Origin of the sequence: Brachybacterium saurashtrense (genome assembly GCF_003355475.1) — a bacterium.
Taxonomy (GTDB): domain Bacteria; phylum Actinomycetota; class Actinomycetes; order Actinomycetales; family Dermabacteraceae; genus Brachybacterium; species Brachybacterium saurashtrense.
Genome location: NZ_CP031356.1, coordinates 2,320,693 through 2,343,638 on the forward strand (window position 1 = coordinate 2,320,693; position 22,946 = coordinate 2,343,638).

At 74.0% G+C, this 22,946-nt stretch carries 14 protein-coding genes; 12 read left to right on the forward strand and 2 right to left on the reverse strand.

Annotated features, from left to right (window positions below):
- Nucleotides 1-170: 170 nt before the first annotated feature.
- Nucleotides 171-6,413: an Ig-like domain-containing protein gene (locus DWV08_RS10675; RefSeq protein WP_241237217.1), complete on the reverse strand. Its 6,243-nt coding sequence runs from the start codon at nt 6,411-6,413 to the stop codon at nt 171-173.
- 285 nt (nt 6,414-6,698) lie between these two features.
- Between DWV08_RS10675 and DWV08_RS10680 the strand changes: the two genes are divergently transcribed.
- The 6 genes from DWV08_RS10680 (at nt 6,699) to DWV08_RS10705 (ending at nt 11,344) form a co-directional block, all read left to right on the forward strand.
- On the forward strand, nt 6,699-7,886 hold the full coding sequence (locus DWV08_RS10680; RefSeq protein WP_115413767.1) for a CpaE-like family protein: 1,188 nt from the start codon (nt 6,699-6,701) through the stop codon (nt 7,884-7,886).
- Nucleotides 7,883-9,166: a TadA family conjugal transfer-associated ATPase gene (locus DWV08_RS10685; protein ID WP_115413768.1), complete on the forward strand. Its 1,284-nt coding sequence runs from the start codon at nt 7,883-7,885 to the stop codon at nt 9,164-9,166. Before DWV08_RS10680 ends, DWV08_RS10685 begins: the two co-directional genes overlap by 4 nt.
- Complete coding sequence (locus tag DWV08_RS10690; RefSeq protein ID WP_115413769.1) at nt 9,163-10,257, forward strand: type II secretion system F family protein; 1,095 nt, start codon at nt 9,163-9,165, stop codon at nt 10,255-10,257. The genes DWV08_RS10685 and DWV08_RS10690 overlap by 4 nt, the downstream gene beginning before the upstream one ends.
- A gap of 153 nt (nt 10,258-10,410) precedes the next feature.
- Nucleotides 10,411-10,611: a DUF4244 domain-containing protein gene (locus tag DWV08_RS10695; protein WP_115413770.1), complete on the forward strand. Its 201-nt coding sequence runs from the start codon at nt 10,411-10,413 to the stop codon at nt 10,609-10,611.
- A complete protein-coding gene (locus DWV08_RS10700) occupies nt 10,611-11,015 on the forward strand; it encodes a TadE family type IV pilus minor pilin (protein WP_115413771.1) in 405 nt (134 codons plus the stop codon). Before DWV08_RS10695 ends, DWV08_RS10700 begins: the two co-directional genes overlap by 1 nt.
- Nucleotides 11,012-11,344 (forward strand): Rv3654c family TadE-like protein, encoded by a 333-nt coding sequence (locus DWV08_RS10705; RefSeq protein WP_115413772.1) that lies wholly within the window; start codon nt 11,012-11,014, stop codon nt 11,342-11,344. The genes DWV08_RS10700 and DWV08_RS10705 overlap by 4 nt, the downstream gene beginning before the upstream one ends.
- 9 nt (nt 11,345-11,353) lie before the next feature.
- Here DWV08_RS10705 and DWV08_RS10710 read toward each other — a convergent pair whose 3' ends face one another.
- The gene (locus DWV08_RS10710) at nt 11,354-13,834 is read right to left on the reverse strand and encodes a DEAD/DEAH box helicase (RefSeq protein WP_115413773.1); all 2,481 of its coding nucleotides are present in this window, start codon (nt 13,832-13,834) and stop codon (nt 11,354-11,356) included.
- 93 nt (nt 13,835-13,927) lie between these two features.
- Between DWV08_RS10710 and DWV08_RS10715 the strand changes: the two genes are divergently transcribed.
- From DWV08_RS10715 to DWV08_RS10740, 6 genes are all read left to right on the forward strand, one after another.
- A complete protein-coding gene (locus tag DWV08_RS10715; RefSeq protein WP_115413774.1) occupies nt 13,928-15,484 on the forward strand; it encodes a DUF7059 domain-containing protein in 1,557 nt (518 codons plus the stop codon).
- Entirely contained in the window at nt 15,481-16,476 is a 996-nt protein-coding gene (locus DWV08_RS10720; protein WP_115413775.1) for a phosphatase PAP2 family protein, read from the forward strand. Before DWV08_RS10715 ends, DWV08_RS10720 begins: the two co-directional genes overlap by 4 nt.
- Nucleotides 16,477-16,579: 103 nt before the next feature.
- The gene (gene topA, locus DWV08_RS10725; protein ID WP_115413776.1) at nt 16,580-19,309 is read left to right on the forward strand and encodes a type I DNA topoisomerase; all 2,730 of its coding nucleotides are present in this window, start codon (nt 16,580-16,582) and stop codon (nt 19,307-19,309) included.
- Nucleotides 19,310-19,511: 202 nt separating this feature from the next.
- Nucleotides 19,512-20,846: an ABC transporter substrate-binding protein gene (locus DWV08_RS10730; RefSeq protein WP_115413777.1), complete on the forward strand. Its 1,335-nt coding sequence runs from the start codon at nt 19,512-19,514 to the stop codon at nt 20,844-20,846.
- Nucleotides 20,843-22,003, forward strand: a complete 1,161-nt coding sequence (locus tag DWV08_RS10735) for a carbohydrate ABC transporter permease (protein ID WP_241237218.1) — start codon at nt 20,843-20,845, stop codon at nt 22,001-22,003. Before DWV08_RS10730 ends, DWV08_RS10735 begins: the two co-directional genes overlap by 4 nt.
- Entirely contained in the window at nt 22,000-22,854 is an 855-nt protein-coding gene (locus DWV08_RS10740) for a carbohydrate ABC transporter permease (RefSeq protein WP_115413778.1), read from the forward strand. The genes DWV08_RS10735 and DWV08_RS10740 overlap by 4 nt, the downstream gene beginning before the upstream one ends.
- The last annotated feature ends 92 nt before the right edge of the window (nt 22,855-22,946 follow it).

Consider the following 22,946-nt stretch of genomic DNA (forward strand, 5'->3'; position numbering starts at 1 on the left):
TCACAGCCGGTCCGTTGCGTGGACCAGTCGTACGTGGGTTCCGATGCCGGTATTCGTCGTTGTGCAGATCACACTACGCCCGCCCCGGGCTGTGCGCAAGCACGGGCGCGGCCCCGCCGCGGCGCGCGCTGCGCACCGGGCGGGGCCGCCCTGTCCCGTGCCCGGTACGGTCAGCCCGCGTGGATCTGGACGTGGTTCGACTCCGCAGACTTCCCATCCCGCTGGACCCAGATCCAGACGTCTTCGTAGGGGTGCCCCCAGTAGGGCTTGCGCTTGGGGCTCGCCAGCGTCCACTGCCCCTGGGAGTTCGTGGTGAGCGTGCCCTTCACGGGGGTGGACCCGTCGCTGGTGGGGTACCAGCAGTCGCCGCCGGTCGCCGAGGATTTCACGCAGTAGGAGTAGGTGGTGTTCGGCGCGAGGTCGGTGACCGTGAAGTTGATGTAGTAGCAGTAGCCGCTGGTGCACCCGTCCTCCCCCGCGGCGTTGCCGTACCCGTAGGCGTTGGTGATCCGGGGGGTGGGCGTCGGGATGTACGTCTCCGCGGTGGCCGTCCGCTTCACGGCGCCGGAGATCATCGTCGCGGTGGTGCCGTCGGCGTTGGTGGGCCTGGTGACCACGCGTGCCTCGATCGAGACCGCCTTCTCCGAGCTCCGGTTGATCGTCTTGGAGTACGAGGTGCCCGAGTCCTGCCAGGCGCCGCCGTCGATCTTGACCTGCAGGGTCTTGCCCCCGGCCCCTCCATCGCCGCCGCCAGCCGCGGCCTTGTAGGTGACCGGGCACTTGTTCGCCGCCGTGCACTTGCCCGTGGAGATCGAGATGCTCGTGGGCTTGGCCGGGCGCGTGTACGGGCGCACGACGTTGGACTCGCCCGAGCGCTCGCTCACGCCGCCGTCGTCCGCGAACCCGTTGCGGGCCTCCACGGTGAAGCGATAGCTCGTCCCGTTGCTGAGGTTCGTGAACGTGTGCTTCCGGGCGGAGGCGTCCACGGTGACCGGTGAGGGGCCGCCGTAGATCACGTACTTCGTGATGGTGGTGCCGTTCCCGTCGGCCCCGTCCCAGTGCACCGTGGCACGGCCGTTCGGGCCGTCCCCCGTGCCCTCGCTGGGCATGGTGGCCCGCACGCCCGTGGGCGCCGACGGCTTCGCCCACGGGGTGACCTTGTTGGAGGCGCCCGAAGCCTGTTCGCCGGTGCCCACCGAGTTCACCCCCTTGTAGGTGAAGGAGTAGGCGGTGTCCTGATCAAGGTCCCGGAACCTCGTCGAGGTCTTGCCGGCGTCCACCGTCTGCGAGGTGCCGTTCGAGGCCGTGACCACGTACTCGGTGATCGGCTCGCCGTTCGCCTCGGCGGTGGTCATCGTCGGCCAGCTCACCTCGATGCCGCCGCCGAGCGGATCGTTCACCCTCTGCGCGGTGGGCGTCCCGGAGGGCGCGGTGGGCTTGCCCGCGGGGTGCTCGGGGGCCGACCACGCCGACCAGTCCGAGGGCCTGTCCGCGAGGTTCGCCGCCTGCACCCGGAAGCGGTAGTCCCGCCCGTTCTGCAGCCCCTCGAACACGGTCTGGGTGGTGCCGGCGTCCACCTCCCGGGAGCTGATCTCCTGGGTGGCGGTGTCCTGGATCTGGATCGTGTACGTCTGGATCGCGGAGCCGCGGTTCTCCGGCGCCGACCACGCCACCGTGAGCTGCTCGTCGCCGCGCTCGGGCTGCGGCGCCGCCGGGCGCTCGGGGCGCACGTCGGGCCGCGCCACCGCCGAGGCGGCCGACGGGTCCGAGTCGCCCACGTCGTTGGTCGCGACCACCTCGAAGGTGTACTCGGTGTCGTTGGTGAGCCCCGTGATGGTGCACGAGGTGGAGGAGCACTCCTGGGTGGTGGCCGGGCCGCTCGCGGTGCTCACGGTGTAGCCGGTGATCGGGGCGCCGTTGTCCGCCCCCGCCACGAAGTTCAGCTCCACGAAGCCGTCGCCCACCTCGCCGATGCGCGGCGCCGAGGGCGGCTCCGGATAGCCGCGCACCGTGACCCGGATCTGCCCGGAGACCTCCCGGTCCGGATCCTCGGTGTCGTCCAGCACCCGGTACTGCGCGGTGAGCACGCCGTGGAAGTCCTCCGCCGGCGTGATCCGCACCTGGTCGCCGTCGATCGAGATATCGCCCTTCCCGGCGGTCACGGAGACGTCGGTGAGGGTGCGGTCCCCGGCCGGGAACGGGTTCGAGTCGTTGGCGAGCACGTCGACGTCCTGGGTCTCGCCCGCGTCGATCGCGGCCTCGTCCAGCAGGGCGGAGATGCGCGGGCGCTGCGAGCTGCCCACGGTGGCCTCCACCGTCGCCGAGACCTCCTCGTTCGTGCCGTCGGTGACGGTCACGGGGATCTGCAGCACGGTGCCCTTGGGCACCTTGGGGCCGGAGGAGACCGTGAGCCGGCTGCCGTCAAGGCCCACGTCCATGCCGTCGATGGGGCTGACGTCGCCGAGCGCGTAGGTGAGCTCGTCGCCCTCCGGGTCCTCCGCACCGGCGGCGAGGTCCACGCCGGTGGAGGGGCCGCCCTGCTCCACCTCGAGCGCGGCGCCCTGGAAGGTGGGAGGCAGATTCTCCTCCTCCACGGCGGTGACCTCGATCGGGATCGCGAGGGTGGCGGTGGCGGCGGAGGAGTCGCCCACCTCGCCGTCGGTCACCTCCACGCTCAGCGTGTCCTTGCCGGAGAAGCCCTCCTCCGGTCGGTAGCGCAGGGTGCTGGCGTCCTGGACGATCTCGCTGCCGTCGTCGTGCGAGGCGTCCACCAGGTCCGGATCCGTGATCTGCGCGGCCTGCGCGCCGGGGCGCACGCGCACGTTGTCCGGATCGGCGAGGTCCACGCTCACCTCGTCCCCGGACTGCACCTCGAGCGGCGGGCCCACCCACACGGGCGCCTGCTTCGCGGTGCCCGGCACCCAGACGTATCCGGCGGAGACCAGATCGTCCGGGTCGGTGATCGTGTAGCGGATCCGCTGCTGCTCCTCCTGGGGCACGATCCGCAGCGTGCCGTCCTCGCCCACCAGCTCGGCGCCCTCGTAGGTGCCGTCGAGGGCGACCTCGAGGTCGCGGGTGCTGCCGTCGGGGTCCGAGTCGTTGGCGAGCACGTCCACGTCCACGTACTCGACCTCGGGGTCCAGCGCGTCGGCGGCGTCGACGAAGTCGTCGCGCGCGATCGGCGAGCGCAGCGGCGCGTTCTCGGCCACCTTGATCGTCGCGGTCGCGGAGCTCTTGAGCTGGTCGTCGGAGGCGGCGTAAAGCACCGTGTGCGTGCCGGGCTCGGCGGGGGTGCGCACCGTGAGGTAGCCGTCCTCCTCCTCGGGCGCGATCTCCTCGATCTCGGTCATCGGCTCGACGTCGTCGCGCACGATCCCCAGCGGGTCCCCTTCGGGATCCGTGTCGTTCTCCAGCACGGGGATCTGCACCTCGCGGTCCGGACGCACCTCGACGGTGTCGTCCACCGCGTACGGCGCCTGGTTCGCCTCGCTCGGCGCGGAGACGCCCACCAGCACCTCCGCGGTGCCGATCGCGCCGTGCCGGTCCATCACCTGGTAGCGGAAGCGGTCCGTGCCGCGGGAGTCGTCGAAGGGCGTGTACTCGATCCACTCGCCGTTGGCCTGGGTGATCTCCCCGAGGGTGGGGGCGGGGCTCGCGATCCCGGTGAGCATCACGGAGTCGCCGTCGGGGTCGATGCCGGTGGTGGGCACCGGGATGCGCACCGGCGTGCCCGCCACGGTGCGCGCGGTGAGGTTCTCCGGCTTCGGCGCGGAGTTCTCCGCGTCCCGCGGCACGATCGTGAGGTAGGCGAGCGCGGAGCCGGTGCGGCCCGTCTCGTCCACCACCTCGTACTGCACCACGGCCTCGCCGGAGGCGTCGTCGTCGGCGCGGAAGCGGAGTCGGTCCTCGGCGGGCTCGGCGTGGCCCTTGTCGTCCGCGCGCGAGGTGTCCACCAGCTCCCCCAGGTGCAGCGCGGAGCCCGTCGGGGAGACGTCGTTGGCGATCACCGGGACGTTGACCATGTCCCCGGCGCGCACCACCGCACGGTCCGGCACCGCCTCCGGGTTCGCGAACTGCGTGTCGGTGCTCGCCACCATCACCCGCACCGTCCCGGTGCTGGAGCCGCTCGAGTTCGAGACCTCGTAGCGCAGCGCCACCGGCTCGTCGTCCACGGTCGCGCCCGGCTCCGCCTCCACCCGGATCAGGTGGTGGTTCACCACGGTGGCCTTCAGCCCGCTGCCCGCGGGCACCTCGACCGAGCCCACCACCAGCACCCCGCCGGTGGGGTCCACATCGTTCTCCAGCGGGTCGATGAGGGTGTCCGAGCCGGTGGTGACGGTACCCATGTCGTCCACCGCCACCGGTGCGAGGTCCTCCTCGTCCGGCTCCACGACGTCCACGCGCACCAGGCCCAGGGAGGCGGTGCTCGCCCCGGCGCCCGCGACCGTGTACTCGAAGTAGTAGGTGCCCGGCTCCGCGCCGGTGACGTCCACGGTGCCCGCCTCGAGCGCCGGGTCGATCTCGAGGCCCTCGGCCTCGCCCACGCTGAGCAGCTCCAGGCTGCCGCCGTTGGGGTTGAGATCGTTGGCCAGCGGCTTGAGGGTGGTGCTGCGCCCGGCGACCACGCTGATGTGATCGGCGGTGGTGATCGGGGCGAGGTCGCTCTCGGTGACCGACTCGATCTCCACGATCCCCTGCCCGGTGGCGCCGTTCTCGTCGCGGAAGGTGAGCTCCACCTGCTTGGTGCCTGGGGCGAGGCCGGCGTCGTTGAAGGTGACCATGCCGTCGGGACGGAAGGTGACCAGGTCCTCCGGGGGGACGGTGGCGTTGGCGAGATAGAACGCATCGCCGTCGGGGTCCTGCCAGTAGGGCAGGATGTTGAAGCTGACCTCCTCGCCGGACTTCACCTGCACCTTGGTGATCGCGTCCTCAGCGGGCTCGGGCGGCGAGTTCTCGCCCTCGGCCCGCACCTCGAGCGTCACGGTGGCGGTGTCGCTGCCGCCCCGGCCATCGTCGGCCCGGTACGTGAACGCGGAGCTGCCGCCGGCGTCCTCGTCCACCTCGATCTGGAGCTGGGTGCCGCCGCGGATGGGGGTGACCCGGCCGATGCCCGGCTGCTCGCCCTCGAGGGAGGTGGTGAGCACGTCGCCGTCCGGATCGGTGTCGTTGCGGACCACCGGGAGCACCACGCTCGCGCCCGGGCGCACCCCGAAGGTGTCGTCGTTCGCCGTGGGCGGCCGGTTCTCCTCGTCCCGCTCCGCGGCCACATTGGTGATCGTGGTGGTGAGGGTCTCCTCCTCCTCGTCCTCGGACTGCTCGGTCTGGAGGTCCTGGGAGATCACCCAGTCGTCCACGACCTGCATGTTGTCCATGATCTCCCAGGAGAGGCCGAACTTCTGGTCGTTGAGCACCACCAGGTCCTGGTTGACGCGCAGGCGCAGGTCCGCGGCGCTCTGCGCGTCCGGGATCGCCTCGGCGATCGGATCGTGCCCCTCGCAGGCGCGCACGTACATCCGCGAGCCCGCCCAGGCGCCGTAGGCGCAGCCACCCACCTGCGCCGGCCGCACCACCTCGGTGCCGGTGCCGCCGGCCGGCACCTGTCGCGGGTCGCCGCCGCCGAAGGGCACCGTGAACAGGGAGTCCAGGGTCGAGACCACGAAGGTCTCCGCCGCGGGCCCGGACTGCTGCAGCTGCGCCCCCTCGAGGCTCGACACGCCCTGATCGGCCAGGGAGATGTCCGTCATGGAGGTGCCGGCACGCAGCAACGCGTTCTCGCGGTCCAGGATCACCGGCTCCTCGCCCACGGCGGCGAGCTGCACCATCTCGCGCTTCTGGGAGACGCCGGGCACGTCGATCGGGTCCCCGGCGACGGTCTCCTGCGTGTTCGCGGAGCGCTCGAAGGTGAGCAGCGAGTCCCCGTCCAGCACGAACACGGTCCCGTCCTCGGAGACGGCCACTGGGCGCGGGGAGCTGGCGGCCTCCAGCACGGGCTCCACGTCCGCGGGCACGAAGGCGGCCGCCTCGTCCGGGGAGACGATCCACACCCGCCCGTCGCCGGCGGCGATCGCGATCCGATCCCCGCCGAGGGCGACCTCGGAGCCGACGGGCAGCTCCACCAGGCCGTTGCGCGTGGCGGAGGCGGTGTTGATCGGGGTCATGCCGCGCGGGCCGGTCTCGATCACGGTGTAGCCGGACTGCACCACGTCGAGGTCCTGCCCGGTGGAGGAGACGCGCGCGTCGAGCTCCCCGGCGTCCACGTTCAGCCGTCCCAGCAGGCCCCTCTGCTGGTTCGAGACCCACACGCCGCCGTTGGACACCTCGACGTCCGAGGAGGACAGCCCCGGGTAGCGCAGCGCGAACCCGGTGAGCACCAGAGCGGCCACGGCGATCACCGCCGTCGACACGGCGGTCACGCGCCTCCCCCGGCCGCGCCTCGATCCAACGGCGTCAGACGTCACCTGGTCCTCCAGCACCTCATGAGTGGTCCGCGCACGACCCGCCGACCGATCGCCGACCTCCGGTGAAGGAGCCCCCGCGGCGTCGGGCGCATCGCGCGCACAGCGTCGCCCAGGGTACCCGGCCGCCCGGCGGGGCACCACGGGGATGTGGCGCGTCCACCTCTCCTCCCCAACGCCGGGTCGTCCACCGCGGCGGGCCCCGTCCTGTCCCCGCGCTCCGCCCGCCGCCACGATGACTGCATGAACAGCACCCTCTCCCCTGCACCCACCGCCGCGGCCCCGGTGCCCGGGCTCGCCGGCGCGACCGTCCCCACCGATCCCGGGGCCGACGGGCCCTCGCTGCCGCGGCGCCGCCGGGCGCGCTTCCCCGGCGCGAGCGTCGAGGAGCCCACGGCGTCCGCTCGCCCGGCGATGCGCTGGGCGGGGGCCGACGGGACGCTGGCGGAGCTGGTGCGCGATCACGCCACCGCGGCCGGTCTGGAGCTGGTGGGCCGCGGCGACGGGCCGCGGGCGGCGGACGGGGCGGACGCCGCGGTCTGCACCCTCATCGACCCCACCGCCCTGGCCGAGGCGGCGGCCCGGGTCGGGGCGGGCGCCCTCGCCGGGCCCGGACCGCTGCTCGTGGTCACCACCGGGCAGGAGACCCCGCCGCGGGTGTGGAAGGAGGCTCTCGCCGCCGGCGCCGAGGCGGTGCTCTCCCTGCCGGAGGAGTCGGAGGACCTCCTCTCCCGCCTCGCCGAGCACGCCCGCCCGCGCACGGCCTCGCTGCTGCTCGGAGTGGTCGGCGGGTGCGGCGGGGCTGGGGCCTCGAGCTTCGCGGCGCGCCTGGCCGCGGCCGCACGACGGCACGGGCCGGTCACGCTGGTGGACGCCGACCCGCTCGGAGGCGGCGCGGACCTGCTGGTGGAGGCACCGCCGCGGGAAGGGCTGCGCTGGCAGGACGTGCAGGAGCTGGGCCCCGACGACGGGGACGCGCTGCGCGAGGGCCTGCCGGTGGTGGACGAGGTGCGGATGCTGGTGGCCGGGGACGGCCCCGGCCCGGGCCCCGACGCCCTCCGCCCGGTGCTCTCCGCGCTCGCCCCGCTGGGCGGCACGGTGGTGGTGGATCTGGGCCCCGAGGCCGTGCCCGCCGCCGCCGAGCACCTCCACCGCCTGCTCGCCGTGGTGCCCGCCACCGACCACGCCGTGCGCGCCGCCGCCCGGAGGCTGCGGTCCTGGCGGCTCCCCCACGGCCTCGCCCAAGTGGTGGTGCGGCGCGGCGGCCCGCTGGCACCTGTCGAGGTGTGCGAGGATCTCGCCCTGCCACTCGCGGCCGCGTTCCGCGACAGTCCGCGCGGCACGGTGCCGTTGCTGGACGTGCGGCGTCGCGGCGCGGACCGTGCCGCCCGGGCTCTGCTGGCCCGGCTGCCCGAGGAGGTGCGCCCGTGAGGGCGGCGACCGGCACCTCGGAGGAGCTGTCGGGGCTGCTCGAGCTGGTGCGGGAGGACCTGGCGCGCAGCCCCGGCGCGGTGGACGTGCCGCGCGTGGCCCGGGTGCTGCGGCGGCAGGGCCGGGTGCTCGGCGCGGCCGCGACGCTCGAACTCACCGCGCGGGTGCGCGATCACGTCGACGGGCTGGGGCCGCTGCAGTCGCTGGTCGCGCCGGATGTCACCGACCTGCTGGTCAACGATGACGGCACCGTGTGGGCGGAGGGCGCCGACGGGCTGCGGCGCACGGCCCTGCATCTGCGCCCCGCCCAGGCGCGGGACCTCGCGGTGCGCCTGGCGACCGCGGGCGGGCGCCGCCTGGACGACGCGATGCCGTGGGCGGACGCCCACCTGCCCTCCGGGATCCGGGTCCACGCCGTGCTCCCGCCCCTCTCCCCCGGCGGCACGATCCTGTCCCTGCGCCTGCCCTCCGCCCGCCGTCTCGACCTGCACGCCCTCGAGGAGCTCGGCGCCCTCACCGACACCGCCCGGCGCACCCTGCAGGCGATCGTCGCCGCGCGCCTGCCGTTCCTCGTCACCGGCGGCACCGGCACCGGGAAGTCCACGCTGCTCGCGGCCATGCTCGCCCAGGCGCCGCCCGGGGAGCGGATCGTGGTGGTCGAGGACGTGCTCGAGCTGGACGTGGACCACCCGCACGTGGTCCACCTGCAGGCCCGGCACGCGAACAGCGAGGGCGCCGGCGCCGTGGACCTCACCGCCCTGGTGCGGCAGAGCCTGCGGATGCGGCCGGACCGGATCGTGCTCGGCGAGTGTCGGGGCGGGGAGATCCGCGAGCTGCTGCAGGCGCTGAACACCGGCCACGAGGGCGGCTGCGGCACCGTGCACGCGAACACCGCCGCCGACGTCCCCGCCCGTCTCGAGGCCCTCGGCGCGCTCGGCGGCCTGGACCGGACGGCCCTCGCCTCCCAGGTCGCGAGCGCGCTCGAGGTGGTGGTGCACCTGGGGCGCCGCGGCGGCCACCGCGCCCTGGAGGAGATCGCCGTGCTGCACCGCGGGGAGGACGGCCTGCTCACCGCGCGCACCGCGCTGCGCACGGTCGCGGGGCGCCTGGTGGACGGGCCGGGCGCCGCCGCACTCGCGCGGCGGCTGGACGCCGGCCTCCCCCAGGGCCGCACCGCACCCCGCACACCCGCCGCGGGGACGGCCGGCGCGGACGGGCCGAGCGACGGCAGGGACCGCCTGCGCGAGGCCGTGCCCGCACATCGCCGGGAGCGCTCATGAGCGCCGTGGCCGCCGTGGTGGCGCTGGTGCTGCTGTGGGTGGTGGTCCCGCCGCCGGTCGCCGCGGCCGCCTCCGCCCCGGCGCGGCGTCGCCGACGGGGCCGGGCGGGGCCGCTCGAGACGGCGCACATGGTGGAGCAGCTGGCCACGGTGATCGGGGCCGGGTCCGGGCTGCGACAGGCCTGGGCGGCGCTGGCCCGGGCGCTGCCCGAGGGCGAGCTGCAGGAGATGGCGCGGGGCGCCGCCGCAGGCGCGGATCCGCGACGCGCCGCGCCGGAGCGCCTGCGAGGCAGCGAGCTGGTCGCCTCGCTCGGCACCGCCCTGGCCGTGTGCGAACGCACCGGCGCCCCCACCGCGGGGATCCTCCAGCAGCTGGCCGAGGCGCTGCGCGCCCTGCACGACGCCGCCCAGGCCCGGCGCAGCGCCTTCGCCGGGCCCCGCTCCACCGCCCGGATCCTGCTCGCGCTGCCCGTGGCCGGGCTCGGGCTGGGGATCGTGCTCGGAGGCGATCCGCTGCACCTGCTGCTCACCTCTCCCGCCGGGAACCTGCTCGGCGCGGCCGGGATCGCGCTCACCGCGCTGGGCTGGTGGTGGATGCGCCGGCTCCTCACCCGGGCGGATCCGCCGCGCCGCCATCGCGTGGACCCGTCCGTGCAGCTGGAGCTGATCGCCGGAGCGCTCGAGTCCGGCCTGCCGCTGCCCCGGGCCGTCGCCGCGGTCGCGGAGGCGCTCCCACCCGGGGAGGAGGCCGCGGCGCTGCAGCGTGTCGCCGCAGCCCTCGGGGCCGGGGTGCCCGCCGCCCTCGCCGGCGGTGCCCTGCCGGAGGAGCTCTCCGCCCTGGCGCGCTCCGCCGTGCTCGCCGAGGGCACCGGCGCGGATCTCGCCGGGGTGCTGCGCGCCGCCGCCCGGGACGCCCGCCGGGGCCGCGCCCGCGATGCCGAGGTGCTCGCGGCCCAGCTGGCCGTGCGGCTGGTGCTGCCCACCGGTCTCGCGCTGCTGCCCGCCTTCGTCGCCCTCGGGATCGTCCCCACCGTGATGTCCCTGCTCGGCGGCACCGTCGGCCTCTCCGTCCCCACGGGAGCAGGCCCCTGATCCCCGGGCACGACCCGGCGCCCCGTCCGTCCGGACGGGGCAGGGCGGCTCCGACCGCCCACCGCGACGGCGCACGCCGTCACGGCCCTCGCGGCTGCGGCCGCACCGGGCGGGACCACCGCCCACGAGAAGAGAAGGACGAAGGAGGACCCCATGTCCCACACGAAGGAACGGCTGCGTCGCGGCCTCGAGCGCGTGCTGCGCGAGGAGGACGGCGCCTCGACCGCCGAGTACGCCATCACCGTACTCGCCGCCTGCGGATTCGCGGCGGTGCTGGTGGCACTGCTCGCCTCGGACCAGGTGCGGGGGATGCTGCTGGGCATCATCACCTCGGCGCTGTCGATGGGCTCGTGATGAGGCGGCACCCCCGGCCGTCCCGGCGGTCCCCGCTGCGGGACGACCGGGGGTCCGCCACGGCGGAGACCGCGATCGTGCTGCCCGTGGTGGTGGTGATGGTGGCCATCCTGCTGCTGGCCGGCACCGGTCTGAGCGTGCAGCTGCGCCTGGAGAGCGCCGCCCGCGGGGCGGTGCGGGAGCTGGCGCGCGGCGAGGACGAGGCGGCCGCGCGGGCCGTGGCGCGGCGCACGGCGGGCGAGGAGGTGCAGGTGGAGATCTCGGCCGACGGCGCCTGGGTGCGCGTGCGCACGCGGCGCACCCTGCACGCACCGGACGGACCGCTCGCGGGCGCGCACTGGACCCTCGTCGCGGACGCGGAGGCGCGGCGCGAGCCGCAGCTGCTCGAGGGCGGTGGGCCATGAGCACCGGGGCCGCCGCCGTGATGGCCTGGACGGGTTCTGCCACCGCCGTGGTCGCAGGCCTCTCGCTGCTGGGCACGGGGCTGCTCGCCCAGTCCCGGGCGGCGACCGCCGCGGACCTCGCCTCCCTCGCCGCGGCCGATGCCGCGGCTCTCGCCCATCCGGCACCGTGCGACCGCGCCGCGGAGACCGCCCGTCGCAACGATGCCCGGCTGACGGCCTGCACGCTGCAGGGCCGGGACGTGCTGGTGGAGGTGGAGGTGGCAGCCTCCCCGCTGCCCGCGGCCACGGCCCGCTCCCGTGCTGGGCCCGGCCCCGCCGAGCTGCCGTGACCGCGCCGCTCAGGGGCGCAGCAGCTCCAGCAGGCGCGTCGCCTCGGGCTTCGACAGCGGCTCGTTGCCGTTGCCGCACTTCGGGGAGACCACGCAGGCGGGGCAGCCCGCCTCGCACGGACATTCGTCGATCATGTCGGCGGTGGCGCGCACCCAGGCGGCGGCGTCGTCGGCGCCCCGTTCGGCGAAGCCCGCCCCGCCCGGCGCCCCGTCGTAGACGAAGATCGTCGGCTCCTCGGTGTCCTCGTGGTGCGCGGCGGAGAGCCCGCCGATGTCCCAGCGGTCGCAGGTGGCCAGCAGCGGCAGCATCGAGATCGCCGCGTGCTCGGCGGCGTGCAGCGCCCCGGGCAGCTCCTCGCCGGGGATCCCGGCGGCGTCGGCGCGCTCGCGCGGGATCACCCACCACACCGCCTTGGTGGTGAGGGTGCGGGGCGGGAGGTCCAGCGGGTGCTGCGCGAGCACGGCCTGGGTGAACACGTCCCGCACCTGGTAGCCGGTGACCTGGTCGGTGACGTCCACCGTGCCGAAGCACAGCCGCACGCCGTCCTGCCACGGCACCTCGCGCTCCACCTGCCGGATCCGCAGCGTGGAGGCGGACTGCGGGTGGGTGGTGTGCAGCGGGTCCTCCCGCCGCACGAAGGCGACCGCCTGCTCCACGTCGAGGTGGTTCACCACGAAGTTCGTGCCCTGGTGGAGGTACACGGCGCCGTCGTGCACCTGGGTGTGGGCGCTGGCGGCGTCGACCGTGCCCAGCAGCGACCCGGTGGCCTGCTCCACGATCCGCACCGGTTCGCCGCCGCTGCCGCGCAGGTCGGTGAGCTCGTGCGCGGAGTCGCTCAACGTCCAGTACCAGCCGGTCGCGCGGGCGCGCAGCACCCCGCGGGCGGCGAGGGTGGTGAGCAGGTCGCGGGCGGTGGGGCCGAAGATCCCCTCCTCCCCGTCGCGGATCGCGAGCTCGGAGGCGGCGGCGCACAGGTGCGGGGTCATCACGTAGGGGTTCGCCGGGTCGAACACCGCGGCCTCCACCTCGGCGCCGAACACCGTCTCGGGATGGTGGACCACGTAGGTGTCCAGCGGGTCCTCCCGCGCCACGAACAGGGCGAGCGCGCCCCCGCCCGCGTCCTGGCGGCGCCCGGCCCGGCCGAACTGCTGCCACAGCGACGCCCGCGTGCCCGGCCATCCCGCGACCACCACGGCGTCCAGGCCGGCGATGTCGATGCCGAGCTCGAGGGCGTTGGTGGAGGCCAGCGCCCGCAGCTCCCCGGAGCGCAGCGCGTCCTCGAGGTGCCGTCGCTCCCGGGCCAGGTAGCCGCCGCGGTAGGCGGCGATCCGCGCCGCGCTCTCGGCGAGGCGCGGCGAGGCGGTCTGCTCCGCCTTCTGCTCCAGCAGGCGACGGGCCCCGCCGGAGACCAGCTCGGCGCCGCGCCGGGAGCGCGCGAACACGAGGGTCTGCACGTCCCGCTCCACGAGATCGGCCAGCAGCGCCCCGGCCTCGCTGGTGGCGGAGCGGCGCAGCGGGTCCTCGGACCGCCGGGCGCCGCCCCCGTCCCCGGGCGCGTGGCCGTCGTCGGCCCCCTCGGCCCCGTCGGCCCCGTCGGCCCCGTCGGCCCCGTCGGCCCCGTCGGCCCCGTGCCAGCGTGCCGGGTCCCCGCGACCGTCCACGGGGGTGCGGGTGCCCGGCTCCCACAGCCCGATGGTCAGCCCGGCCCTCGGCGAGCCGTCCTCCGTCACCGGGGTGACGTCCCGGCCGATCAGCCGCGAGGCGGAGAGCTCGGGATTCGCGGTGGTCGCCGAGGCCAGCACGAAGGTGGGCTCGGCGCGGTAGTGCGCCGCGATCCGGCGCAGGCGGCGCAGCACCATCGCCACGTGGCTGCCGAACACGCCCCGGTAGCTGTGGCACTCGTCGATCACCACGTAGCGCAGCGCGCGCAGGAAGTGCGCCCACTGCTCGTGCCCCGGCAGGATCCCGAAATGCAGCATGTCCGGGTTGGTGAGCACCACGGTGCCGTGGCGGCGCACCCAGCGGCGCTGCTCGGTGGGGGTGTCGCCGTCGTACACCGCCACCCGTGCATCGCGGATCCCGGCGCCGTCCGCCATCGCGGTGATGTTCGTGAGCTGGTCCGCCGCGAGCGCCTTGGTGGGCGAGAAGTACAGCGCGGTGGCCCGCGGCGCCTCGGGATCGTGCTCGCGCGCCCCGATCGCGGTGAGCACCGGCAGCAGGTAGGCGAGGGACTTGCCGGAGGCGGTCGCGGTGGCGAGCACCACGTCCTGCCCGGCGTGGGCGAGGGACGCCGCCTGCTCCTGGTGGATCCACGGGGCGGTGATGCCGCGCGCGGCCAGGTGCTGGACCAGGCGCGGATCGGTCCACTCCGGGAACGCGCCGGTGCGCCCCGCACGGGCGGGCCTGCGCTCCACGTGGGTGAGGCAGGTGCGGCGGGTCAGCGGCGCGGAGAGCTCGGCCAGGAGATCGGCCGCGCGCCCCTCGTGCATCCGCTCCCCCTCCTCGCCCCGCCCACAGGGCCTGCGCATCTCCTCCACCGCGTCCGCGAGTCCGGGCCGGTCTGCTGGGGCACAATCGTAGCCATGCCCAGCCACCGGCCCGTCGAGCCCCCGCGGGTCCTGCCTCAGGAAATCGCCGCCCTGCGCGCGGACCTCGAGGCAGGCTCCTACACCGCCGAGACCGTCGAGCAGCTGCTCGGACCGGTCGCGGCCGCCGCCCTGCAGCGCGAGAACGCCGCCCCCGCCCTGCGGGTGCTGGCCGAGCGGCCCGAGCCCGCCGCGGCGCTGCTGCGCCTGTTCACGCTCGGGGCCGCGCTGCCGCGCACCCGCGTGGACGCCGTGCTGCCCACCCTCGGCGCGGCGGGCGCGCAGCAGCTGGGACTGGTGGGCCCGGCCGACGGGCCCGACGGGCCGCTGCGCGCCCTGGTGGACCTCGCCCCGTACTCCGCGCAGGACGACGCCGGGCAGATCCGCTGGTGGATCGCCTCGGACCTCTCCGAGCTCGCCACCGGCCGGCCGCTGGGCCCCGAGCACGTGCTCGGGGTGGGCGGCGCCTCCCTCACGCTGGCCCGGATCACGCCGCGCCGGCCCGTGGGGACGGTGCTGGACCTGGGCTGCGGCGGCGGCATCCAGGCGCTGCACGCCGCCCGACACGCCGAGCACGTGGTCGCCACCGATCTCTCCGCGCGCGCCCTCGCCTTCGCCGCCTTCAACACCGCCCTGAACGGGGTGGAGGTCGAGCTGCGGCAGGGCTCGCTGCTGGAGCCCGTCGCCGGCGAGCGCTTCGACCTCATCGTCTCCAACCCGCCGTTCGTGATCACCCCGCGCGAGGGGGCGGAGGAGGCCACCACCTGGACCTACCGCGACGGCGGCCGCGCCGGCGACGCGCTGCTCGCCGAGCTGCTTCAGGGGCTCGGGCCGCACCTCTCCCCCGGCGGCGTGGTGGCGATGCTCGGGAACTGGGAGATCCCCGAGGGCGCGGACTGGGACGCGCATCCCCGCCGCTGGCTGCAGGAGGCCACCGCGCAGGGGATCGACGCCTGGGTGCTGCAGCGGGAGCAGGAGGATCCGGCGCAGTACGCCGAGACCTGGATCCGCGACGGCGGCGTCACCGACCGGGACCCCCGCTGGGAGGCGCTGATGGGCGCCTGGCTGGCGGACTTCGCCGGCCGCGACGTGGCCCGGATCGGCTTCGGCTACCTGCTGCTGCGCCGTCCCGACGGGGATGCCCCGCGCGCCGGCGTGCTGCGCGCCGAGCAGGTGCCCGGCACCGGCAGCGGCACCCTCGCCGAGCACCTCGCCGCCACGCTGCAGGCCCTGGATCAGCTCGCGGGGCTCGACGACGACGCCCTCGCCGCGGCCCGTCCGGTGCGGGCCGACGACGTGGTGGAGCGCCGCCACCTCACGCCCGGGCAGTGGGACCCGATGCTCATCGAGCTGGTGCAGGGCGCCGGCTTCGCGCGCGCCGTGCCCGCGGACCAGCTGCTGGCCGCGACCGTCGGCGCGCTGGACGGCACCCTCACCCTGGGCCAGGTCCTCGGCGCGGTGTGCGCGCTCACCGACGCGGACCCTGCGGAGGCGCGCGACCGGGTGCTGCCCGCGGTGCGGGAGCTGATCGTCACCGGGATGGTGACGCTGTGACCGCCGCCGGCGGCCCGCGACCGGGCGGCGCGGCACAGCCGGGCGGCGCGGCAGGACCGGGCGGCCTGACGCGGCCGCTGCTGTCCCTGCTGGCCGCGGCGGCCTGCACCGCGGCGCTGGTGGGCCTGGCCCGCGCGGCCGTGGGCACGGCCAGCGGGCAGCGGCTGGACCAGCTGATCCTCTCCGGTGCGGGGGCGCACCAGGGGCCCGTCTCCCGGTACGCCGAGCTGGCGGTGGAGACGGTGAGCGTCCCGGTGGTGGCGGTGCTGCTGGGCCTCGCGGTGCTGCTGGTGCTGCTGCGCCGCCGGGCGGACCTCCTCCTCCCGCTCGGCGTGCTGGTGCTGGGCGCGAACCTCACCACCCAGGTGATCAAGCATCTGCTGGTCACGCGGGAGGCACTCGCGCCGAACATCGACATCACCCCCAACTCCTTCCCCTCCGGCCACACCACCCTCGCCGCGACCGCGATGATCGCGCTGGTGCTGGCGGGCGGGCGGGCCCGAGTGATGCTCGCGCCGCTGGGCGCGCTGTGGACCCTCGCCGCGGGCATCGGCACGCTGGTGGTGGGCTGGCACCGGCCCAGCGACGTGGTCGGCGCGATCGTCGTCGCCGCGGCGTGGACGTTCCTGGTGCTCGGCGCCGACGGGCTGCGCGAGCGGTCCCGACGCGCCCGGGCCGCCGCGCGCCCCGGCCACGGACGACGCCGCCGGAGTGCGGAGCCGTCGGCCCCGACGACGTCGCGGGCACACAGGGCCGAGCTGGTGTGCGCGGCGCTTCTGGGACTGGGCGGTGCGGCCGGGCTCGCCTACGGCGCGCTGAGCCTGGCCTCCCTGGGCCTGCCGCTGGACCTGCGGGACACGGCCCAGCAGCTGGACGCGTTCATCGCGACCTCCGCCCTGATCGCGGGCGGCACCGGGAGCTGGCTGGCCCTGACCCTGCTGCTGCGCACGCCCACCTCCCGGCGGCCCCGCACGGCGGAGCGTGTACCGTGAGCAGTCGCCGAGCGCCTCACGGTGCCCGGCTCAACCCGGACCACGGCACACGGCCACGGCGGACGGGCCGCGCGAGACCGCGGCGAGGAAGGATGGAAGCAGCGTGAGTGGCGGACGTCATCTGGTGATCGTCGAGTCCCCGGCGAAGGCGCGGACCATCGGCCGGTATCTCGGCGATGAGTACGACGTCAAGGCGTCGGTGGGCCACATCCGCGACATCCCCGTCCCGCGCGATCTCCCCGCCGAGATGAAGAAGGGCCCCTACGGCCGGTTCGGCGTGGACGTGGAGGGCGGCTTCGACCCGTACTACATCGTCAGCCCCGACAAGAAGAAGACCGTCGCGGAGCTGAAGAAGGCGCTCAAGGAGGCGGACACCCTCTACCTCGCCACCGATGAGGACCGCGAGGGCGAGGCGATCGCCTGGCACCTGCTGGAGACCCTCAAGCCCAAGAAGTCCCTGCCGGTCAAGCGCATGGTGTTCCACGAGATCACCAAGGACGCGATCCGCGCCGCGCTGGACAACACCCGCGACATCGACGACAGCCTGGTCGACGCGCAGGAGACCCGCCGCATCCTGGACCGCCTGGTGGGCTTCGAGCTCTCCCCCGTGCTGTGGCGCAAGATCAAGCCGTCCCTCTCCGCCGGGCGGGTGCAGTCCGTCGCCACCCGGTTGGTGGTGGAGCGCGAGCGCGAGCGCATGGCCTTCGTGCCGGCCGACTACTGGGACATCACCGGCACCTTCGCCGCCGAGGACGAGGCCACCGCGTTCACCGCGAAGATCGCGACCGTGGACGGCGCCCGCGTCGCCACCGGCAGCGACTTCGCCGACGACGGCACCCTCAAGCCCCGCGCGAAGAGCGCCGCCGTGCTCACCGAGGAGTCCGCGCAGACCCTCGTGCAGGTGCTCGAGGGCGCCCCGGCCACCGTGGCCTCGCTCGAGTCGAAGCCGTACACCCGCCGGCCCGCCGCCCCGTTCACCACCTCCTCGCTGCAGCAGGAGGCCTCGCGCAAGCTGCGCCTGGGCGCCCGCCAGGCCATGCGCGTGGCGCAGTCGCTGTACGAGAACGGCTACATCACCTACATGCGCACCGACTCGGTGACCCTCTCCGGCGAGGCGATCCGGGCCTCGCGGGCCCAGGCCGCGGAGCTGTACGGCTCCCAGTTCGTGCCCGAGAAGCCGCGCTACTACCAGAACAAGTCGCAGGCCGCGCAGGAGGCGCACGAGGCGATCCGCCCCGCCGGCGATCACTTCCGCACCCCGGCCGAGGTGGCCGGGCAGCTCTCCGGGGACGAGTTCCGCCTCTACGAGCTGATCTGGAAGCGCACCATCGCCTCCCAGATGGCCGACGCGAAGGGCACCACCTCCACGGTGGAGCTGCGGCTCGAGGCCGAGGGCCGCACCGCGACCTTCCGCGCCGCCGGCACCGTGATCACCTTCCGCGGCTTCCTCGCCGCCTACGAGGAGGGCCGCGACGCCTCCCGCTACGGGGAGGACGCCGAGAAGGGCGGCGACAAGCGCCTGCCGCAGATGGAGGAGGGCCAGCAGCTCGCCACCCGGGAGCTGGCCCCCGACGGCCACACCACCACCCCGCCGCCGCGCTACACCGAGGCCTCGCTGGTGCGGGCGCTCGAGGACCGCGGCATCGGCCGCCCCTCCACCTACGCCTCCACCGTCGCGACCGTGCAGGATCGCGGCTACGTGCTGCGCCGCGGCACCGCGCTCGTGCCCAGCTGGACCGCGTTCGCGGTGGTGCGCCTGCTCGAGGAGCACTTCGGGCCGTTCATCGACTACGACTTCACCGCCCAGATGGAACAGCAGCTGGACCGCATGGCGCAGGGCGAGCTCGCCCGCGCCGACTACCTGCGCGCCTTCTACCTCTCCGACGGCACGGACGGCCCCATCGGCCTCAAGCCCATGGTGGACGACCTCGGCGAGATCGACGCCCGTGCCATCAACTCCATCGCGATCGGCGAGGACATCACCCTGCGGGTGGGCCGCTACGGCGCCTACCTGGAGCAGCCCGTGAGGGACGCCGACGGCGCCCTGGTGGAGGGCGCGGACCCGCGCCGCGCGAACGTCTCCGACGAGGTCGCGCCCGACGAGCTGACCGTCGCCACGGCGAAGGAGATGCTCGAGCGCGCAAAGGACGACGGCCGGGTGCTGGGCACCGACCCGGAGTCCGGGCACGAGATCATCGCCAAGGACGGCCGCTTCGGCCCGTACGTCACCGAGGTGCTGCCCGAGGACCCGGAGGACAAGACCCCGAAGTCGAAGCGGCCCAAGCCCCGCACCGGCTCGCTGATGAAGTCCATGGACCTCTCCACGGTGACCCTCGAGGACGCGCTGAAGCTGCTGAGCCTGCCGCGCGTGGTGGGCACCACCGAGGACGGCGTGGAGATCACCGCCCAGAACGGCCGCTACGGGCCGTACATGAAGAAGGGCACCGACTCCCGCTCCCTGGAGACCGAGGAGCAGATCTTCACCATCACGATGGAGGAGGCGGAGAAGATCTACGCCCAGCCCAAGACGCGGGGCCGGGCCGCCGCCAAGCCGCCGCTGAAGGAACTGGGCACCGATCCCACCAGCGAGAAGCCGATCGTGATCAAAGACGGCCGCTTCGGCCCGTACATCACCGACGGCACCACCAACGTCTCGCTGCGCGCCACCGAGAAGGTGGAGGAGATCACCGAGCAGGTCGCGATCGAGAAGCTCGCCGAGAAGCGCGCCAAGGCCCCGGCGAAGAAGAAGGCGCCCGCCAAGAAGGCGCCGGCCAAGAAGGCCCCCGCGAAGAAGGCGACGACCTCGCGGGCGAAGAGCTCGCCGGCGACGTAGGCGCCGCCCGGGGATCCACGGCCCGACCGGGCCACGGCGCTCGTGCGCGATCACGGAGCGATCGGCCCGGAAGCGGCCACGAACGCGCATCGCAGGTCACGGCGCGGCATCACCCGCGCTGCGACCCGCCCTGCTCCGTCACGACCGGTGAGATCGGCCTACAGTGGCCTCAGCAGCACTGCTGACTCACAAAGGAGTGACGATGAACAGACCTCTCCGTCGACGGACGGTCCTCTCGGGCGCGGCGGCCACCGCCGCGCTGGGGATGACCGGCTGCCTCCAGAATCCCGACCCCGGCGGAAGCGGCGGCACGACCGTCGAACGCTACTCCGAGGGGGACACCCCTGGCACCGGCACGGTCACCGTCCTCGGCGCCTTCGGCGGCCAGGAGCAGGAGGCCTTCCTCGCCTCGCTGGAGGACTTCCAGAGCGAGACCGGCATCAGCGTCCAGTACACGCCGGATTCCGATTTCACCACCACGGTGCAGCAGCGGGTGGGTGCCGGCGATGCCCCGGACATCGCCCTGTTCCCGCAGCCCGGCGGCCTGTTCAACCTCGCGGATCACATCGTCCCCATCGACGTGTACCTCGACTACGACGCCCTCGCCGGCACCCTGATCCCGGGCTTCCTGGACTCGGCGCGCCTGGGCGGGCGGGTCTACGGCGCCCCCATGCGCATGGCCTGCAAGTCGCTGATCTGGTACCCGAGAAAGGCGTACGAGGAGGGCGGATACTCAGCGGAGCCCGCCACCATGCAGGAGCTCTACGGGATCGCCGACGAGATCGCGGGCGACGGCATCACCCCGTGGTCCGACGCCTGGGGCGCGGAGCAGGCCACCGGCTGGGTGGGCACCGACTGGATCGAGGAGTTCATGCTCCGGGTCCACGGCCCCGAGATCTACGACGACTGGATCTACCACCGCATCCCGTTCAACTCCCCCGAGGTGGTCGAGGTGTTCGACATCGTGGGGGATCTGCTCAAGAGCGATGACGTGCTGGGCGGGGTGGACACCATCCTCTCTACCCCGTTCTCCGAGGCGCCGCTGCCGCTGTTCGAGGACCCGGCGCGTGCGATGTTCGTGCGCCAGGGGAACTTCGTCACCGGCTTCTTCCCCGAGGACGTGCAGGAGAACCTCGACGAGGAGGTGGGAGTGTTCGCCATGCCCACCTGGGAGGGCGGCTTCGACGGCCAGCCGATCCTGGGCGGCGGAGACCTCGCGGCCCTGTTCACGCTGAACGACGACACCGTGAAGCTGATGCAGTTCCTCTCCTCCCCCGAGTTCGGCGGCCCCTGGGCGGGGGCCGGCGGCTGGCTGAGCCCGCACAAGACCTTCGACGACTCCCAGTACGCGGACGAGACCACCCGCACGATCGCCCGGATCGCCGCCGAGGCACAGGTGTTCCGCTACGACGGCTCCGACGTCATGCCCGCCGCCGTGGGCGGCGGCTCCTTCTGGAGCGGCATGGTGCAGTGGCTGCGCGGCGACAAGGACTCGCAGACGGTGTGCGACGAGATCGAGGCCGGGTGGCCGGCGTGACCAGCACAGCAGCTCCCTCCTCGGGCACCGCTGCGGGGACCGTCGCGCCGCGGCAGCGGGCCGGGTCCCCGGCCCGCCCGGTGCGGCTGCTGAGCGGGGCCGTGGGGATGGTGGTGACGGCCTGGCTCACCGGCAATGCGTTCCTGGCCTTCGCCTACTTCCCCCACTGGTTCCTGAACTCGGCGATCCTCATCGGCCTCCTGGGTCTGGTGGTCGGCATCGGCGGCTCGATCCTGTTCTTCTACTTCCTGAACCTGTGCATCGAGGGCCTGCCCTCCCGCTTCTCCGAGGGCGTGATCCCCTACGCCTTCCTGCTGCCGGGCTTCGCGCTCATCGCGCTGCTGCTGCTCTACCCGGCGGTGCAGACGGTGGTGTACTCCTTCGCGAACGCGGACTCCACCGCCTGGGTGGGGTTGGACAACTACCGGGCGATCTTCGCCGATCCCGGGTTCTGGTCCGCCCTGCTGAACAACCTGCTGTGGATCCTCATCGTGCCGCTCGTGACGGTGAGCTTCGGCCTGCTGGTCGCGGTGCTCGCGGACAAGCTCTCCCCGGCCGGGGAGAAGGCCACGAAGTCGCTGGTGTTCCTGCCGATGGCGATCAGCTTCGTGGGCGCGGCGACGATCTGGGGCCTGGTGTACGCCTATAGCGCCCCGGGCAGCGCACAGACCGGTCTGCTCAACGCCGTCATCACCTCCCTCGGCGGCGAGCCGGTGAACTGGTACCTGCTGGACACCGCCCGGCTGAACTCGCTCTTCCTGATGGTCATCCTGATCTGGCTGCAGACAGGGTTCGCCATGGTGCTGCTCAGCTCGGCCATCAAGGGCGTCCCGGAGGACACCATCGAGGCCGGGCGCATGGACGGGGCGAGCGAGGCCCGCATCTTCTGGCGGATCATCTTCCCGCAGGTGCGGCCCACGCTGCTGGCGGTCTTCATCACCGTGCTGATCCTGGTGCTGAAGGTCTTCGACGTCATCTACGTGACGACCAACGGCGCGTACAGCACCGACGTGATCGCGAACCTGTTCTTCCGCAAGCTGTTCGTGGAGAGCCAGGCCGGGCAGGCCTCCGCCGTCGTGGTGGTGCTGCTGGTGCTGGTGCTCCCGATCCTCTGGTACCAGGTCCGGAGTTTCCGGCAGCAGGAGGCGAACCGATGAACGGCACGATGTCCGACGGCCGCAAGCGGTCCCCGCTGGCGATGCTCACGATGCCGCTGCTGGCCCTGCTGTGGACGATCCCCACCATCGGCCTGCTGGTCACCAGCTTCCGCGACCGCGTCTCCGCGGCCTCGAGCGGCTGGTGGTCGGCCTTCACCCAGGGCGGCTGGACGCTCGAGAACTACTCGCGCGTGTTCACCGAGACCGACATGGGCACCTCTCTGGTGAGCTCGATCGTGGTGGCGCTGCCCGCCACGGTGCTCCCGATCATGTTCGCGGCCTTCGCGGCCTATGCGTTCACGTTCCTGAGCTTCCGCGGCAAGGACATCCTGTTCATCGCCATCGTGGCCCTCATGGTGGTGCCGATCCAGGTGGCCTTCCAGCCGATGCTGGACCTGCTGGGCCCGCGCGGGCTGGGGATCAACGGCGAGTTCGTGGCCGTGTGGCTGCTGCACACGGGCTTCGGCATGCCGCTGGCCGTGTACACGCTGCGCAACTACATGGCGACCCTGCCGGGATCCGTCGTGGAGAGCGCGAAGATCGACGGCGCCTCGCACTTCCAGACCTTCTGGCGGCTGGTGGCCCCGATGTCCTCGCCGGCGATCGCGGCGTTCGCCACCCTGCAGTTCCTGTGGGTGTGGAACGATCTGCTCATCGCCAAGCTGTTCATCGGCGGCGGCGAGAACAAGACCATCATCGTGGATCTGCAGCAGCAGCTCGGCACGCAGGGCCAGGGCGCGGAGCTCCTCACTGCGGGCGCGTTCGTCTCGATGGTGGTGCCGATGATCGTGTTCTTCTCCCTGCAGCGCTTCCTGGTGCGCGGCATGACGGCGGGCTCCGTGAAGGGGTAGCCCGGTCCAGGGCAGCGCCCCGGTGGGGCGTTCCGTCCGATTGCGCCCTCGGCGTACCACCCTCCACAGCGTCCCCGACACCGCCGCGGTGT

What these genes read in the sequence shown, in the direction of transcription:
- DWV08_RS10680 (WP_115413767.1), top strand. Translation starts at nt 6,699, where the DNA reads ATGAACAGCACCCTCTCCCCTGCACCCACCGCCGCGGCCCCGGTGCCC.
- DWV08_RS10690 (WP_115413769.1), top strand. Translation starts at nt 9,163, where the DNA reads ATGAGCGCCGTGGCCGCCGTGGTGGCGCTGGTGCTGCTGTGGGTGGTG.
- DWV08_RS10695 (WP_115413770.1), top strand. Translation starts at nt 10,411, where the DNA reads ATGTCCCACACGAAGGAACGGCTGCGTCGCGGCCTCGAGCGCGTGCTG.
- DWV08_RS10700 (WP_115413771.1), top strand. Translation starts at nt 10,611, where the DNA reads ATGAGGCGGCACCCCCGGCCGTCCCGGCGGTCCCCGCTGCGGGACGAC.
- DWV08_RS10705 (WP_115413772.1), top strand. Translation starts at nt 11,012, where the DNA reads ATGAGCACCGGGGCCGCCGCCGTGATGGCCTGGACGGGTTCTGCCACC.
- DWV08_RS10710 (WP_115413773.1), bottom strand. Translation starts at nt 13,834, where the DNA reads ATGCACGAGGGGCGCGCGGCCGATCTCCTGGCCGAGCTCTCCGCGCCG.
- DWV08_RS10715 (WP_115413774.1), top strand. Translation starts at nt 13,928, where the DNA reads ATGCCCAGCCACCGGCCCGTCGAGCCCCCGCGGGTCCTGCCTCAGGAA.
- DWV08_RS10730 (WP_115413777.1), top strand. Translation starts at nt 19,512, where the DNA reads ATGAACAGACCTCTCCGTCGACGGACGGTCCTCTCGGGCGCGGCGGCC.
- DWV08_RS10740 (WP_115413778.1), top strand. Translation starts at nt 22,000, where the DNA reads ATGAACGGCACGATGTCCGACGGCCGCAAGCGGTCCCCGCTGGCGATG.